General features: G+C 69.1%; 18 protein-coding genes. 13 read left to right on the forward strand and 5 right to left on the reverse strand.

The annotated features are described in order from the left end of the window. Positions 1-8: 8 nt before the first annotated feature. Both AC07Q9_RS24590 and AC07Q9_RS24595 read right to left on the reverse strand, forming a co-directional pair. A complete protein-coding gene (locus AC07Q9_RS24590; protein ID WP_495312094.1) occupies positions 9-662 on the reverse strand; it encodes an FMN-binding negative transcriptional regulator in 654 nt (217 codons plus the stop codon). A 16-nt stretch (positions 663-678) separates the two neighbouring features. Further along, entirely contained in the window at positions 679-1155 is a 477-nt protein-coding gene (locus AC07Q9_RS24595; RefSeq protein ID WP_095747674.1) for a Fur family transcriptional regulator, read from the reverse strand. Between the two features lie 167 nt (positions 1156-1322). Between AC07Q9_RS24595 and AC07Q9_RS24600 the strand changes: the two genes are divergently transcribed. The 7 genes from AC07Q9_RS24600 (at position 1323) to AC07Q9_RS24630 (ending at position 6621) form a co-directional block, all read left to right on the forward strand. Continuing rightward, entirely contained in the window at positions 1323-1985 is a 663-nt protein-coding gene (locus AC07Q9_RS24600) for an alpha/beta hydrolase (protein WP_495312095.1), read from the forward strand. A gap of 51 nt (positions 1986-2036) precedes the next feature. Continuing rightward, positions 2037-2354, forward strand: coding sequence for a putative quinol monooxygenase (locus AC07Q9_RS24605; RefSeq protein WP_062477003.1), 318 nt, complete (start codon positions 2037-2039; stop codon positions 2352-2354). A gap of 165 nt (positions 2355-2519) precedes the next feature. After that, positions 2520-4076 carry a glutamate--cysteine ligase gene (gene gshA / locus AC07Q9_RS24610; protein ID WP_495312096.1) on the forward strand — a complete coding sequence of 519 codons (1557 nt, stop codon included), beginning with the start codon at positions 2520-2522 and terminating at the stop codon, positions 4074-4076. A gap of 152 nt (positions 4077-4228) precedes the next feature. Then, positions 4229-4609, forward strand: coding sequence for a response regulator transcription factor (locus AC07Q9_RS24615; RefSeq protein WP_495312097.1), 381 nt, complete (start codon positions 4229-4231; stop codon positions 4607-4609). Between the two features lie 112 nt (positions 4610-4721). After that, a complete protein-coding gene (locus tag AC07Q9_RS24620) occupies positions 4722-5648 on the forward strand; it encodes an SDR family NAD(P)-dependent oxidoreductase (protein WP_495312098.1) in 927 nt (308 codons plus the stop codon). Positions 5649-5753: 105 nt separating this feature from the next. Then, positions 5754-6170: a nuclear transport factor 2 family protein gene (locus AC07Q9_RS24625; RefSeq protein ID WP_495312099.1), complete on the forward strand. Its 417-nt coding sequence runs from the start codon at positions 5754-5756 to the stop codon at positions 6168-6170. Then, complete coding sequence (locus AC07Q9_RS24630) at positions 6160-6621, forward strand: MerR family transcriptional regulator (protein WP_495312100.1); 462 nt, start codon at positions 6160-6162, stop codon at positions 6619-6621. The genes AC07Q9_RS24625 and AC07Q9_RS24630 overlap by 11 nt, the downstream gene beginning before the upstream one ends. Before the next feature lie 12 nt (positions 6622-6633). Here AC07Q9_RS24630 and AC07Q9_RS24635 read toward each other — a convergent pair whose 3' ends face one another. From AC07Q9_RS24635 to AC07Q9_RS24645, 3 genes are all read right to left on the reverse strand, one after another. Continuing rightward, positions 6634-6996, reverse strand: coding sequence for an HPF/RaiA family ribosome-associated protein (locus AC07Q9_RS24635; protein ID WP_492696528.1), 363 nt, complete (start codon positions 6994-6996; stop codon positions 6634-6636). 105 nt (positions 6997-7101) lie between these two features. Then, positions 7102-7530: a CBS domain-containing protein gene (locus tag AC07Q9_RS24640; RefSeq protein WP_099791301.1), complete on the reverse strand. Its 429-nt coding sequence runs from the start codon at positions 7528-7530 to the stop codon at positions 7102-7104. Between the two features lie 161 nt (positions 7531-7691). Then, positions 7692-8294, reverse strand: coding sequence for a cell envelope protein SmpA (locus AC07Q9_RS24645; protein ID WP_495312101.1), 603 nt, complete (start codon positions 8292-8294; stop codon positions 7692-7694). 216 nt (positions 8295-8510) lie between these two features. On the opposite strand from AC07Q9_RS24645, the gene ylqF reads away from it, so the two are divergent. From ylqF to AC07Q9_RS24675, 6 genes are all read left to right on the forward strand, one after another. Next, on the forward strand, positions 8511-9488 hold the full coding sequence (gene ylqF, locus AC07Q9_RS24650) for a ribosome biogenesis GTPase YlqF (RefSeq protein ID WP_495312102.1): 978 nt from the start codon (positions 8511-8513) through the stop codon (positions 9486-9488). A gap of 33 nt (positions 9489-9521) precedes the next feature. Next, positions 9522-9977, forward strand: coding sequence for a Fur family transcriptional regulator (locus AC07Q9_RS24655; RefSeq protein WP_495312103.1), 456 nt, complete (start codon positions 9522-9524; stop codon positions 9975-9977). 104 nt (positions 9978-10081) lie between these two features. Continuing rightward, complete coding sequence (gene ykgO / locus AC07Q9_RS24660; protein WP_013542562.1) at positions 10082-10231, forward strand: type B 50S ribosomal protein L36; 150 nt, start codon at positions 10082-10084, stop codon at positions 10229-10231. A gap of 120 nt (positions 10232-10351) precedes the next feature. After that, positions 10352-11056 carry an ABC transporter ATP-binding protein gene (locus AC07Q9_RS24665; RefSeq protein ID WP_495312104.1) on the forward strand — a complete coding sequence of 235 codons (705 nt, stop codon included), beginning with the start codon at positions 10352-10354 and terminating at the stop codon, positions 11054-11056. A gap of 4 nt (positions 11057-11060) precedes the next feature. Next, a complete protein-coding gene (locus AC07Q9_RS24670) occupies positions 11061-12461 on the forward strand; it encodes an ABC transporter permease subunit (RefSeq protein WP_495312105.1) in 1401 nt (466 codons plus the stop codon). Positions 12462-12476: 15 nt separating this feature from the next. After that, positions 12477-13952: an ABC transporter permease subunit gene (locus tag AC07Q9_RS24675; protein ID WP_495312106.1), complete on the forward strand. Its 1476-nt coding sequence runs from the start codon at positions 12477-12479 to the stop codon at positions 13950-13952. The last annotated feature ends 28 nt before the right edge of the window (positions 13953-13980 follow it).

Below are 13980 nucleotides of genomic sequence, written 5' to 3' on the forward strand. Positions count from 1 at the left end.
CGGGCGGTTCAGTCGCCGGCGCTGCCGGGCTGCATCGCCTGCTGCACCAGCCGGGCCATGGCCGACGCGTTCTCGCTGCCGACGGCGGCCAGGCCCTGCACCGTGCCTTGACGGTCCTGCAGGGCTTCGTCCTGGCTGGCCTTGAGCTTGCCTTCGAGGCGGGCGATGGGGATCTCGATGCCCACCACGGCGCGCGCCAGCTTGCGGATGAAAGTCTTGGGCGCGTCCGTGGTCTGCCAGGGCACGGGCTGGCCGGCCTCGTTCGCCGCGGTCAGCCGCGCGAGCAGGTCGAGCAGCCAGGCTTCGTCGTCGATGGCGCGCGCGATGCCGTGCGCATGGGCGACGGCGTAGTTCCAGGTCGGCACCACCTGGCCGTGCTCGGCCTTGCCGGGGTACCAGCCGGGCGTGATGTAGGCCTGCGGCCCCTGGAACATCACGACCGACGGGGCAGGGGCATCGAGCTGGCGCCACACGGGATTGGCACGCGACACGTGGCCGAGCAGCGTGCCGAACGGGCCGCGCGAGCGGTCGAGCAGAAAGGGTAGGTGGTTGGCGACCAGCCCGTCGGCGCCCGGCACGACCCAGGCGCCCAGCGGATGCGCGTCGATCAGCGCGTGGCTCGCGCCGAGGTCGGGCTGGCGGTGGTGCCGGGAGACGTACACGTGCAGCGCGATGAAACTATCGAGCGCAGTCGCCGCACATGCCGTGCAGCGTGAGCGCCGTGTGCCGCGTGTCGATGCCCTGCTTGCGCAGCGCCTTGCCGAGCCGGCCCATCACCTTGGGCAGTTCGGGGTCGGAGGGCAGGGCCAGCACCTTGTGGCACTGGTCGCATTCGAAGGTGTTGCCCGAGGCGGTGTCGACGTGCCGCGCGAAGCGGTTGACCCGGTCGGCGCCCACGCGGCGGTCGCACAGGCCGGCCTCGACCAGCCGGTCGAGCACGCGGTAGAGCGTGACGCGGTCGGGCGGCTCGCCCGTGGCGGCGGTGTAGGCGGCGGCCACTTCCTCGTGGGTCAGCGGCTGCGAGCCGTGTTCGAGCAGCTCCAGCACGGTCTGGGCGGCGCGCGTCACGCGCAGCCCGCTGCCGCGCAGCAGCGCCTCGCTGTCGAAGGCGGGGCGGGACGACGAGCTTTTCAGGGGCGGGGTGGGGGTCTTCATGCGAAACGCCATTGTGTTGCATCCGGCGCCCCCTTGCGACGGCAAGGACAGCCGGGGGCCCGGATGTTGCGAGGTGCAAGTCAGCCAACCGGCCGTTTCGCCGCGGCCCGGGTCGCCCGAATGCGCTAAGGTCTGGGCATTCGCATTCCTGAATACCTTCGTTGACCATGTCCCGTCCTCCCATCGAAATCGAAACCGCCCCGAACCCCACCGCCACGGTGGTCCTGATGCACGGCCTGGGTGCCGACGGCAACGACTTCGTGCCGATCGCCGGCGAGCTCGACCTGTCGGCCGTGGGCCCGGTGCGCTTCGTGTTCCCCAACGCACCGGTGATTCCGGTCACGCTGAACAGCGGCTACCAGATGCCGGCGTGGTTCGACATTGCCGGGCCCGATTTCAACGTGCAGGAAGACGCCGCGGGCCTGCGCCGCTCGCAGGCCACCATCGAGGCCGTGATCGCGAATGAAAAGGCCCGCGGCATTGCCGCCAGCCGCATCGTGGTGGCCGGTTTTTCGCAGGGCTGCGCCATGGCGCTGCTGACCGGCCTGCGCCACACCGAGCGCCTGGCCGGCATCGTCGGCCTGTCGGGCTGGCTGCCGCTGGCGGCCAGCACCGCGGCCGAGCGCCATGCCGCCAACCACGACACGCCGGTGTTCCTCGGCCACGGCCGGCAGGACCCGATGGTGCCCCTGGCACGCGCCACGCAATCGCGCGACGCGCTCGCCGCCCTGGGCTACACCGTCGAATGGCACGAGTACGCGATGGCGCATTCGGTCTGCATGGAAGAAGTGGCCGACCTGAACGATTTCCTGCTGCGCGTGCTGCGCTGAAGCACAGGCCGCTGCGGCAATCCACGAGACATACACAGAAGGAGACACCCCATGATCCTGGTCATCGGACACGCGCTGGCAAAGGCCGACACCCTGCAGGCGATGCTGGCCATCAGCGTGGAACACGTGCTGCGCTCGCGCGCCGAGCCCGGCTGCATCTCGCATGACGTCACGACCGACGTGCAAGACCCGCTGCAGCTCACCTTCGTGGAGCGCTGGAGCGACATGGCGGCGCTGCAGGCGCACTTTCGCGTCGATGCGTCGCGTGCGTTCGGCAAGGCGCTCGCGGCCATGGCCGACGGCGTGCCGTCGATCCATGTCTACCAGTCGGAAGAGATCGACCTCGCGGCGGGCCGCGCCAAGGCCTGAATTTCGAACCCCGCTGCGCGCCGCAAGGCCGGTGGCATTTGAGAGGGTAGCTATGGAAAAGGTAGCAAAAAACAGCATAGCCGGATGCGGGATTCCCTGCTTCAGCAGTGCCTGTCCGCCCGTGCTACCTTCCAGCCCCACAGAAGATTGATGGGTCATAAGAACATGAGCAACAGATTGCAGGAGAGGCTGGGTGCACTCCCGGCCGCGCGATTGAAGGGAATGCGTCGCGGCATCGAGAAGGAAAGCCTGCGCGCGTTGCCCGACGGCAAGCTGGCCCTCACGCCGCATCCGCTGGCGCTGGGCTCGGCGCTCACGCATCCGCACATCACGACCGACTTCAGCGAATCGCAGCTCGAACTCATCACGGGCGTGCACGCGGGCGTGGAGTCGGCCATCGAAGAGCTCACGCGGGTGCACCAGTTCACCTACCGCGTGCTCGACCAGCTCGGCGACGAGCGCCTGTGGGTGTCGAGCATGCCCTGCGGCCTGCCGACTGACGAGACCATTCCGATCGGCCGCTACGGCTCGTCGAACGTGGGCCGCGCCAAGAGCGTGTACCGCATGGGCCTGAGCCACCGCTATGGCCGCCGCATGCAGACCATCTCGGGCATCCACTACAACTGGTCGTTGCCGGAGGTGTCGAGCGAAGAGTACTTCGCGCTCATCCGCAACTTCCGCCGCCAGGCCTTCTTGCTGCTGTACCTGTTCGGCGCCTCGCCGGCCCTGTGTTCGAGCTTTGTCGCGGGCCGCCCGCACGAGCTGCAGCCGCTGGGCGACGGCAGCATGTACATGCCGCACGGCACCTCGCTGCGCATGGGCCGCCTGGGCTACCAGAGCGAGGCGCAGGCCTCGCTGGCCGTGAGCTACAACAGCCTGGAGGGCTACGGCGCCTCGCTGCAGGACGCGCTCACGCGCCCGTGGCCGGCCTACGAGGCCATCGGCATCCGCAACCTGGGCGGCGACTACAACCAGCTGGGCACCAGCCTGTTGCAGATCGAGAACGAGTTCTACGGCACCATCCGCCCCAAGCGCGTCATCCACTCCGGCGAGCGCCCGCTGCATGCGCTGCGCGAGCGCGGCGTGGAGTACGTCGAGGTGCGCCTGATGGACCTCGACCCCTTCGAGACCGTCGGCATCAATGCGCAGACCATGCGCTTCATCGACGTGTTCCTGCTGCACTGCCTGCTGAACGACAGCCCTGACGACACGCCGCAGGAAATCGCCGACCTGGCGCAGAACCAGCACCTCACGGCCGCGCGCGGCCGCGAGCCGGGGCTGAAGCTGCGCCGCGACGGGCGCGAGGTCGGCCTGACCGACTGGGGCCTGGAGCTGGTCGAGCAGTGCCTGCCCATCGCCGCCGCGCTCGACGCGGCGCAGGGCGGCACGCAGCACGTCGACGCGGTGCGCGCCGCCAAGGCCGGCCTCGAGAACCCCGACAGCCTGCCGTCGGCGCGCGTGCTCGCGGCCATCGAGCAGCAGCACGGCAACTCCTTCGTCGGCTTCGTGCGCGCCCAGTCGGAGCAGACCCGCGCCGCGCTGCTGGCGCTGCCGTTCACGGCCGCGCAGCAGGCCGGGTTCGAGCAGATGACGGCCGAGTCGATCCAGGCGCAAAAGCGCATCGAGGCGGCCGACACCATGCCCTTCGAGATCTACCGCGAGCAGTACGTCTCGCCGGCGCGCCTGGGCATGGCCCCCGGCCGCCTGCCTGTCGCGGCCTGAGGCTGCGACAGGGCGAGGGCAGGGCGGCGCGCGCCGACAGCGCCGCTGGCCGATGGCCTACAGCCGTTGGCCTGTCCGGCCCACCGCGCCCGTGCGGGCAGCCCGGAAGATGGCGTCATGCGCTGCCAAGCTTCGGACCCGAGACACTCCCCATGACGCTCCATGCCTATCTGGTCGAGGACAGTCCCGTGATCCGCGAGAACCTCGTCGACTTTCTCGAAGACGTGGCCCATGCGCATGTGGTGGCCTCGGCCAGCACCGCCGACGAGGCGCTCGACTGGTTGAGCCGGCACCAGCGCGACTGGGACCTGGCCATCATTGACCTGTTTCTGCAGCGCGGCAACGGCCTGGCCGTGATCCATGCCTGCCGCCACCGCGCGCCGCAGCAGAAGGTGGTGGTGCTCAGCAACTACGCCACCGCCGACATGCGCCTGCGCTCGCAGCAACTGGGCGCCGACGCCTTCTTCGACAAATCGGCCGAGCTCGACCAGCTGGTCGCGTACTGCGCAACCGTCCAGCCGTCGCATGGGTGACTCCCGCGAGGGGCGCCCGAGGGCAAACGGGGCGGGGAACTGAGGTAAAACGCCGGGTTGCCGCCCGTCGGCACCTCCTTTCCAACTCCCTACAGACAGCGAGCAGAGACCCATGAGCAACAGCACCTCCATCGACTTCAAGGGCCGCGTGGCCATCGTGACCGGCGCGGGCGGCGGCCTGGGCCGCCAGCATGCGCTGGCACTGGCGGCGCGCGGCGCCAAGGTGGTGGTCAACGACCTGGGCGGCGCGCGCGACGGCTCCGGCGGCTCGGTCAGCGCCGCGCAGGCGGTGGTCGACGAGATCAAGGCGGCCGGCGGCGAAGCCGTGGCCAACGGCGCCTCGGTGACCGACTTCGAGGCCGTGCAGGCCATGGTCAAGCAGGCGGTCGACGCCTGGGGCCGCGTCGACATCCTGGTCAACAACGCCGGCATCCTGCGCGACAAGAGCTTCGCCAAGATGGAGCTGGACGACTTCAAGCTGGTGGTCGACGTGCACCTGATGGGCGCCGTGAATTGCACCAAGGCCGTCTGGGCGCTCATGAACGAGCAGAAGTACGGCCGCATCGTGATGACCACGTCGTCGTCGGGCCTGTACGGCAACTTCGGCCAGAGCAACTACGGCGCCGCGAAGCTGGCGCTGGTGGGCCTGATGCAGACGCTGAGCATCGAAGGCGCCAAGAACGACATCCGCGTGAACTGCCTGGCGCCCACCGCCGCCACGCGCATGACGGAAGACCTGTTCCCCAAGGACATGCTCGAGGCCTTCCGCCCCGAGGCCGTGGTGCCCGCGATGCTGGTGCTGGCCGCGCAGGACGCACCCAACCGCACCATCCTCTGCGCCGGCGCCGGCACCTTCGAGGCTGCGCACATCACGCTGACGCAGGGCGCCTGGCTGGGCATTGCCGCCGACACGCCCGAGCAGCTGGCGGCGCGCCTGTCGGAAGTGACCGAACGCGAAGGCGAGGCCGTGCCGCAAAGCGGCGCTGCCCAGGGCGCGAACGAAGTCGCCAAGGGCATGGCGAACGCCGGCCGGGGCTGATCTCACCGTCGTTCGGTGCATGGCGCTTGACTTCGAGCGCACTCGAGCATTTCCAATGAATTCACCGGATGTCCGGTGTCTTCATTCATCCAAGGAAATCACGCTATGCACACGATCGACAACAAGGCCCTGGTCCGGCGCATCCACGCGGAGCTGGACAAGGGCAACGGCCAGGCCTTCATCGACAGCCTGGCCGACGACGCCAGCTGGACGCTGGAAGGCAGCACGCCCTGGTCGCGCACCTACCAGGGCAAGCAGGCGATCCGCGAAGAGCTGATCAAGCCGCTGTTCGGGCAGTTCGCCGGGCCCTATGTGAGCAAGACCGAATGCATCATTGCGGAAGGCGACCGCGTGGTGGTGCTGTTCAGCGGCGACGTGCCCACCAAGGCCGGCAAGCGCTACAACAACCGCTATTGCTACGTCTACCGACTCGAAGGAGGCCAGGTGAAGACATTGACCGAGTACTTCGACACCGCGCTGGTCGAGCGGGCGCTCGACGCGCCGACCGCCCATGCCGGCTGAGCCCAGCGCCGCCACCGCGCCGTTCCACATCGGCGAACTGGCCGCGCGCACGGGCCGCACGGTGCACGCCATCCGCTGGTACGAATCGCAGGGCCTCGTGCCCGGCGTGGCGCGCGACGCGGGCGGGCGGCGCGTGTACGGCGAACTGCATGTGGGCTGGCTCGACCTGATGGACCGGCTGCGCCGCACCGGCATGTCGATCGCCGAGATGCGCGATTACACGGCGCTCGCGATGCAGGGAAAAACCACGCTGCGCCAGCGGCGCGACCTGCTCGAGGCGCACCGCGCGCGCGTGCACCAGACCATTGCCGACTGGCAGCAGGCGCTGTCGCTGGTCGATCGCAAGATCGATTTCTACGACGCCTGGATGGCCGACGGGCGGCGCCCGCCGCTCATTCCGGTGGAAACGCCGCAGCGCCTGCCCGCGCCGAAGCGCAAGCCGGCGCGCTGAGCTTCGACTCGACTACTCGGCGACGAAGCCCTCGCCGTCGCGGCGGATCGAATCGCGGGCGCGGTGGTTGTTCAGGCGGCCCAGCGTGTTGTCGAGCAGGCGCTTGAGCTTGTCGGCCGCGCCGCGGAAGGCCTCGTCGAGGCTGGCAGCGTGCTGTGTCACCGCGAGCGGCTGGTGGTGCGCCAGGCGCGCTTCCATCACGCAGCACTTGTCGCCGCCGCCGGCCTTGTCGTGGTTCTCGTCGCTCAGGTGCACCTCGACGCGCGTCACGTCTTCGACGAAACGGCTCAGGTGCTGCTTGATCTCGGTGTCTGCCCAGCGCTCCAGCGTGTCCTTGTTGGTGATGCCATTGCTCGTGTTGACCTGGATCTGCATTGCGTATGTCCCTGCTGGATGGTGAACGAGCCTTCACTGTGCACCCGAAAGAGTGCCCCTGCGCGTAGGTGTGTTGCCCCTTTTTGCCGGGGCATGGCCGCGTGCTCAGCTCTGGATGTAACTGGTCAGCTGCGTGATGGTCTGCTCGTGCTCGGAAATGATGTCGTCCATCAGGTCTTGAATGGAGATCATGCCGACCACCTTGTCGCCGTCGACCACGGGCAGGTGGCGGAACTTGCGCTGGCTCATGAGCGCCATGCAGGCGTGGGTCTGGGTCTGCGGGGTGACGGTCATCACGTCGGGCGTCATGATCTCGGAGACCTTCACCTCTTTCGAGTTCTTGCCCTGCAGCGCCACCTTGCGGGTGTAGTCGCGCTCGGACAGAAAGCCCACGAGCTTTTCGCCGTCCATCACCATGAGCGCGCCCACTTCGAAATGCGCCAGCGTGGCCAGCGCGTCGAACACGCTGGTGTCGGGCGAGGTGCGCCAGGCGGCGGAATCGTGGCGCTTGAGCAGTTCGGAGACGGGTTTCATCGCAGGCACTCCATTCAGGGGTTTCGATCCGGCCGACGCACGTGGCGGCGCCGTGCTTCGGACAAATCATAGGGGCGGAATCGCCCTGTGCGATGCAAAACCCTCCGGGGTGTTGCGCGTGTCATGCCGCGCACACGAACCCCAGTGTCCTCAGAGGGTGCTCAGGGGGCCGTGGCGAGCACGCGGCTCAGCGCCACGGCGTTGCCCGCGACGTCCTTCACGAGGCCCTGCGCGTCGAAGTTCACCTGGAACTCCGACCAGCTGTCGCGCCAGTAGCGCCACACCGACGCGTCCAGGCTCGGGTTCTCGCTGGCCACCGGGTAGCCGATCGCCATGAGCACCTGTTCGCGCGTCATGCCGGGCATCACCTTGCCCGCGACGATGGCTGCACCCACCGCGGGCGGGAAGCTCGCGATCTTGCGCTTCGGGTCTTCGGTGACCACGTAGCGCTTGGCGAAGTCGATGAGCGTGATGTTGCGGCTGTAGTCGTTCTTGATGCGCTGGGGCTTGCCCGCGAGATCGACGTTGAAGAAGCGGAAGTCGTAGGCCGTGATGCGCGCCGGCGTGCCCACGGGGACGATGCTCGTGCCCTGTTCGTCGTAGTTGATGTCGCTGATCGAGTCGCCGTACGTGCGCATGTTGCAGCACAGGAAACCGTCGGTCAGCGGGCCGGGCGGCGGCGACGGGCGCTGGGCATGCACCGCGGTGGCGGACAGGATGGTGGTGGCCGCGAGCAGGGCGGCGGCGGCAAGGCGCTGGACCATGAAAAGGATCTCCCTCGGTGTGACTTTTTGAAACGGCTGCGGGCGCAGCGCGCGGATTCTAGGGGTGATCTGGCGGCCAACAAGCCAGTGAATACGCCAGTTGGTGCTATCAAAAGCGCAGCAGCGAGGAATCGGTCCGTTTCCCGGTTCACAATGCGCACCCGGCCTGCGAGGCCGGTCCCCTTCCAGACAGCGCGAAAGAAAGAGCATCCATCGATGGCGATCCAGTGGTTCCCCGGTCACATGTATTCGACCCAGAAGGCCATCACCGAACGGGTGAAGGACATCGACGTGGTGATCGAACTGCTCGACGCGCGCCTGCCCGGCTCCAGCGCCAACCCGATGCTGGCCGAGCTCACGGCCGGGCGGCCCACGCTCAAGGTGCTCAACAAGCAGGACCTGGCCGACCCGGCGCGCACCGAGGCCTGGCTGGCGCACTACAACGCGCTGCCCGACACCCGCGCCATCGCGCTCGATGCCAGCCTGACCATGCCCGCGCAGCGCATCGTGCGCGCCTGCCACGAGCTGTCGCCCAACCGCGGCGGCATGGCCAAGCCGATGCGCGTGCTGATCTGCGGCATCCCCAACGTGGGCAAGTCGACCCTCATCAACACGCTGACGGGCGGGCGCAAGGCCAAGACCGGCGACGAGGCCGGCATCACCAAGCTCGAGCAGCGCATCACGCTGGCCGACGACTTCTACCTGTGGGACACGCCCGGCATGCTGTGGCCGCGCATCATCGTGCCCAAGAGCGGCTACAACCTCGCGGCCAGCGGCGCGGTGGGGCGCAATGCGTTCGATGAAGAAGAAGTGGCGCTGGAGCTGCTCGACTACCTCAAGTCGAACTACGCCGACGGTCTTGTCGCGCGCTTCAAGCTCACCGAACTCGACACCGCCACCCTGGCCGGCATGAAGGACGAGGACGTGCTCGACACCATCGGCCGCAAGCGCGGCGCGCTGCTGGGCAAGGGCAAGGTCAACCTGCAGAAGGCGGCCGAGATCGTGATGCACGAGTTCCGCGCCGGCAACCTGGGGCGCATCACGCTCGAGACGCCCGAGGAGTTCGCGCAGTGGCTGGCCGCCGGCCAGCGCGCCGACGCCGAGCGGGCCGCGAAGAAGGCGGCGCGTGGCAAGAAGGGCAAGCAAAAGCCCGAGGCGCCCGAGGCAGACGGCGGCCCAACGGTCGACGTGTGAAGGTCTTGCGCGCGCCGCCCCTATCATCGAGCGATGCAACGTCTCACGCGCCAGCGCAACGCCGTTTTTTCCGCCTTCAGCGACGCCGGCCGCGTGCTGACCGCCCCCGAAATCCTCGAGCACGCACGGGCCATCGTGCCCGAGATCAGCCTGTCGACGGTGTACCGCCAGGTCGCGCTGCTGCTGGCCGACGGCGAGATCGCCAAGGTCGAACTGCCGGGCGAGCCGGCGCGCTATGAAGTGGCCTGCAAGGCCGATGCGCACGACCCTTCGCACGCTGCAGGCGACGATGCAGGGCACCACCACCATCACTACTTCCATTGCTCGCACTGCGGGCAGGTGTTCCTGCTGCATGCGTGCCCGGGGCCGATGCACGACCTCGCCCCCAAGGGCTTCCAGGTGACGCACCACGAGGTCACGCTGCATGGCCTGTGCGCGGCCTGCGTCGACGCCGGCGCGAAAGCGCCGAAGGCGCATCCGCCGCACTGACGACGGCGGGGCCCCGGATGCCGGGGAAGGGTTGATAAAGTTATTGAGAATGAATTCGCAATAACGTATATTCGCGTGTCCGAACGAACTCCCCGGCCACGCACATGCAAGTCCTGTCCTCGCTCAAGGAAGCCAAGAAGCGTCACCGCGATTGCCAGGTGGTGACGCGGCGCGGCCGCACCTACGTCATCTGCAAGTCCAACCCGCGCTTCAAGGCGCGGCAGGGCGGCGCGAAAAACAAGAACAAGCGCTGAGCATTCGGCGGCTCTGCCGCCGTCGCCTTCATTCCCCCTCGACGACCGCATCGGCGTGCCTACGCCGGGGCGTGCCTGCGCGCGTCTTTCCTTTCTTCCTTCCATCGGAACCCCTCCGCCATGCTCCGAGCCTCCGGCCTCACCAAACGCTACGGCGCGCACACCGCGCTCGACCGTCTCGACCTCGACATCCGCGGCGGCGACATCTACTGCCTGCTGGGCGCCAACGGCGCGGGCAAGACGACCACCATCAACCTGTTCCTGAACTTCATCGCGCCGACCGAGGGCACGGTGCAGATCAACGGCACCGACGTCACGCGCCACCCGGTCGCGACCAAGCAGGACGTGGCGTACATCCCCGAGCAGGTCACGCTGTACGGCACGCTCTCGGGCCTGGAGAACCTGCGCTTCTTCGCCGGCCTGGCGCTGGGCCACGAACTGCCGCGCGAACGCCTGCTCGCGCTGATGACCGAGGTGGGGCTCGACCACGCCGCCGCCGACAAGCGCGTCAGCATGTATTCGAAGGGCATGCGCCAGAAGGTGTGGATCGCGGTGGCGCTGGCCAAAGAGGCCAAGGCGCTGCTGCTCGACGAGCCCACCTCGGGGCTCGACCCGCATGCCGCGGCCGAGTTCTCCGACCTGCTGCGCCGCGCGGCCGACCGCGGCGTGGCGGTGCTCACGACCACGCACGACCTGTTCCACGCGCAGCAGACCGCCACGCGCGTCGGGATCATGAAGCGCGGGCGGCTGGTCGAAAGCCTCGACGGCGCGCAGATCGGCCAGACCGACCTGCAGTCCCTCTACCTGCAACACATGAGGGCCTGACCCGATGACGATGCGCTGGATCGCCCGACGCGAATTCACCGAACGCCTGCGCGACGGCCGCCTGTACTGGGCCGGCGGTCTCGTGGCCGTGCTGCTCTTCACCGCGCTGGCCGTCGGCTGGGCGCACCAGCGCGGCGCGCATGCCGAGCAGGTCGCCGCGCAGGCCATGGACTACCGCGACTGGCTGCACCAGGACAAGCGCCATCCGCACGACGCCGCGCACCAGGGCATGCATGCCTTCAAGCCCGAGCCGCCGCTGTCGATGGTCGACGCGGGCATCAACCCCTACATCGGCAGCACCGTGTGGCTGCAGGCGCACCGCCAGAGCGAGGTCAAGTTCAACGCCGCGCAGGACGCGACGGGCCTGCAGCGCTTCGGCAACCTCTCGGTCGGATGGATCTTGCAGGTGCTCGGCCCGCTGCTGGTGATCGTGCTGGGCTTCAACGCTTTCGCGGGCGAGCGCGAGCAGGGCATCCTGCGCCAGACGCTGAGCCTGGGCGTGGCGCCGCTGCGGCTGCTGGCCGGCAAGGCGCTCGCGCTGTCGGCGCTGCTCGCGGTGCTGCTCGTGCCGGCGGCCCTCGTGGCGGCCGTGGCCGTGGCGGTGGGCGCGGAGCCGGGCGGGCGCGTCGATGCGCTGCTGCGGCTGGGCGCGTGGTCGCTGGGCTACGCGGTCTACCTCGGCATCTTCGTGTGCCTGGTGCTGGGCGTGTCGGCGCTGTCGTCCACCTCGCGCATGGCGATCACCGTGCTGCTCGCGCTGTGGATCGGGCAGGCCGTGATGGCGCCGCGCGTGCTCTCCGAACTCTCGCGCACCTGGTTCCCAAGCCCGACGCGGCTGGCGTTCAACCAGGCGCTCGGCGCGGAACTCAAGGCCGTGTCGAACCAGGTCTGGCAGCAGAACTTCGGCACCACCGAGCGCTGGGGCCGTGATGTGCCGCTGAGCAAGTGGGGCATTGCGCTGCGCCTGGACGACCAGGCCTCGTACCCCGTGTACGACCGCCACTACGGCCGCCTGTGGGACACCTGGGAGCAGCAGCAAAAGGTGCAGGAGTGGAGCGGCCTGCTGCTGCCGCTGCTCGCGGTGCGCAGCTTCTCGATGGGCATGGCGGGCACCGACTTCTCGCACCACCGCCGCTTCACCACGGCCGCCGAACTGCACCGCCGCCACATCCAGGACCTGATGAGCAAGGACCTGGTGGCGCACGCCGATCCGCTCGGCGACCGCCACTTCTCCTACCAGGCCACACCCGAGCTCTGGGCCACCGTGCCGCCCTTCGACTACCACCCGCCGGGGGCCGGGTGGGCGCTGCGGCACCAGACGCGCAGCTTCCTCGTGCTGTGCGCCGGCCTGCTGCTCGCGGCGGCGTTCGCGGCCTTTGCCACCCTGCGCCAGCGCGCGCTCTGAGAGGGGATGCCACCCATGTCCATCCATCCTCCCCAAGGCCGCCGCCTGCTGGCCGTGATGCGCCAGGAAGTGCGTTTGATGCTTGCCGAGCGCGGCCTGTGGGTCGTCGGCGCGCTGTTCCTCTTGCTCGTGGCCTATGCACTGGGCAACGGCCTGCTGCAGACCGCCCAGCGCGACCGCGCGCAGGCGGCCGTGGCGCAGGCCGACCGCGACACCCGCACCGCGCAGCGCACGCTGCTCGAAGCCATCCTGGCCGGCACCGCACAGCCCACGCCCTTCGAGAACCCGGCCGACCCGTCGCGCATGGCCAGCGGCTACGGCGGCCAGCACGTGCTGCTGCCGACCGCGCCGCTGGGCCCGGTGGCGTTGGGGCAGAGCGACCTGTTCCCGAGCCAGTACCAGGTCACGAACCAGAGCCGCGTCGTGTTCATGAACCCGAGCGACATCGAGAACCCGTGGCACCTGCTGAGCGGGCATTTCGACCTGGCCTTCGTCATCGTCTACCTGCTGCCGCTGCTCATCTTCGCGCTCAGCTACAACCTGCTGTCGGCCGAGCGCGAGAACGGCACCCTGCGCCTGCTGCTGTCGCAACCGCTGCGGCTGCGCACGCTGCTCGCGGGCAAGCTCACGGTGCGCGCCGCCGTGCTGCTGGGGCCGGCCGTGCTGCTGCCGGTGGCGGTGCTGTGGATCGCGCGCCATGCGGGGCTCACGGCAGGTGGCGCGGGCAGCGCCACGCTGTGGTGGGCGCTGCTGGTCGGCGCCTACGCGCTGTTCTGGTTCGCGCTGGTGGTGGCGGTGAACGCCTTTGGCGCCTCGTCGGCGACCAACGCGATGGTGCTCGTCATCGCCTGGGTGCTGCTGGTGCTCGTGGCGCCGGTGCTGCTGAACCTGGCCGTCACGCAGGCCGCGCCCGCGCCGTCGCGCACCGAGCTGGCCACGCGCCAGCGCGTGGTCACGGCCGAGGCGATGAAGCGCTACCAGGACCTGCTGGGCACCGAGTACCAGCACGTGGGGCAGGGCGCCATCCTCGTGCCGCGCGACGGCAAGATCGAGATCGCCGGCCGCTCGCTGGCCAACTACCGCATCCAGCGCGAGGTCGACGAAGCGATCCGCCCCGCGCTCGCGCGCTTCGACGCGCAGCAGGCGCAACAGCAGGCGCTGGTGGGCCGCTTCGGCGCCGTGTCGCCGGCGGCCGTGGCCTACGAAGGCATGACCGCGCTGGCCGGCAACGGCGCACGCCGCCATGCGCGCTTCGATGCCCAGACCGTGGCGCACCACGAGGCCTGGAAGGACTTCTTCTTCCCGCGCATCGACGCGCGCGATGCGCTCGCCCCGGCCGACTTCGACCGCATGCCCGCCTTCGCCTGGCACGAGGAGCCCGCCGAGCTCGTGCGCGGACAGGCCGCGCTGGCCGTGCTGCAACTGCTGGTGCCGAGCCTGCTGCTGTTCGGCCTTGCGGCCTGGCGGCTGCGGCGCTTCTCGGTGGCCTGACGCTTTCTTCATTTCTTCCACGCACCGT

It is taken from the genome of Variovorax sp. GW821-FHT09A10 (genome assembly GCF_059418385.1).

Coding starts and splice junctions, on each gene's coding strand:
- AC07Q9_RS24595 (WP_095747674.1), bottom strand. CDS start 1,155: ATGAAGACCCCCACCCCGCCCCTGAAAAGCTCGTCGTCCCGCCCCGCC.
- AC07Q9_RS24600 (WP_495312095.1), top strand. CDS start 1,323: ATGTCCCGTCCTCCCATCGAAATCGAAACCGCCCCGAACCCCACCGCC.
- AC07Q9_RS24605 (WP_062477003.1), top strand. CDS start 2,037: ATGATCCTGGTCATCGGACACGCGCTGGCAAAGGCCGACACCCTGCAG.
- gshA (WP_495312096.1), top strand. CDS start 2,520: ATGAGCAACAGATTGCAGGAGAGGCTGGGTGCACTCCCGGCCGCGCGA.
- AC07Q9_RS24615 (WP_495312097.1), top strand. CDS start 4,229: ATGACGCTCCATGCCTATCTGGTCGAGGACAGTCCCGTGATCCGCGAG.
- AC07Q9_RS24620 (WP_495312098.1), top strand. CDS start 4,722: ATGAGCAACAGCACCTCCATCGACTTCAAGGGCCGCGTGGCCATCGTG.
- AC07Q9_RS24625 (WP_495312099.1), top strand. CDS start 5,754: ATGCACACGATCGACAACAAGGCCCTGGTCCGGCGCATCCACGCGGAG.
- AC07Q9_RS24630 (WP_495312100.1), top strand. CDS start 6,160: ATGCCGGCTGAGCCCAGCGCCGCCACCGCGCCGTTCCACATCGGCGAA.
- AC07Q9_RS24635 (WP_492696528.1), bottom strand. CDS start 6,996: ATGCAGATCCAGGTCAACACGAGCAATGGCATCACCAACAAGGACACG.
- AC07Q9_RS24640 (WP_099791301.1), bottom strand. CDS start 7,530: ATGAAACCCGTCTCCGAACTGCTCAAGCGCCACGATTCCGCCGCCTGG.
- AC07Q9_RS24645 (WP_495312101.1), bottom strand. CDS start 8,294: ATGGTCCAGCGCCTTGCCGCCGCCGCCCTGCTCGCGGCCACCACCATC.
- ylqF (WP_495312102.1), top strand. CDS start 8,511: ATGGCGATCCAGTGGTTCCCCGGTCACATGTATTCGACCCAGAAGGCC.
- AC07Q9_RS24655 (WP_495312103.1), top strand. CDS start 9,522: ATGCAACGTCTCACGCGCCAGCGCAACGCCGTTTTTTCCGCCTTCAGC.
- ykgO (WP_013542562.1), top strand. CDS start 10,082: ATGCAAGTCCTGTCCTCGCTCAAGGAAGCCAAGAAGCGTCACCGCGAT.
- AC07Q9_RS24665 (WP_495312104.1), top strand. CDS start 10,352: ATGCTCCGAGCCTCCGGCCTCACCAAACGCTACGGCGCGCACACCGCG.
- AC07Q9_RS24670 (WP_495312105.1), top strand. CDS start 11,061: ATGACGATGCGCTGGATCGCCCGACGCGAATTCACCGAACGCCTGCGC.
- AC07Q9_RS24675 (WP_495312106.1), top strand. CDS start 12,477: ATGTCCATCCATCCTCCCCAAGGCCGCCGCCTGCTGGCCGTGATGCGC.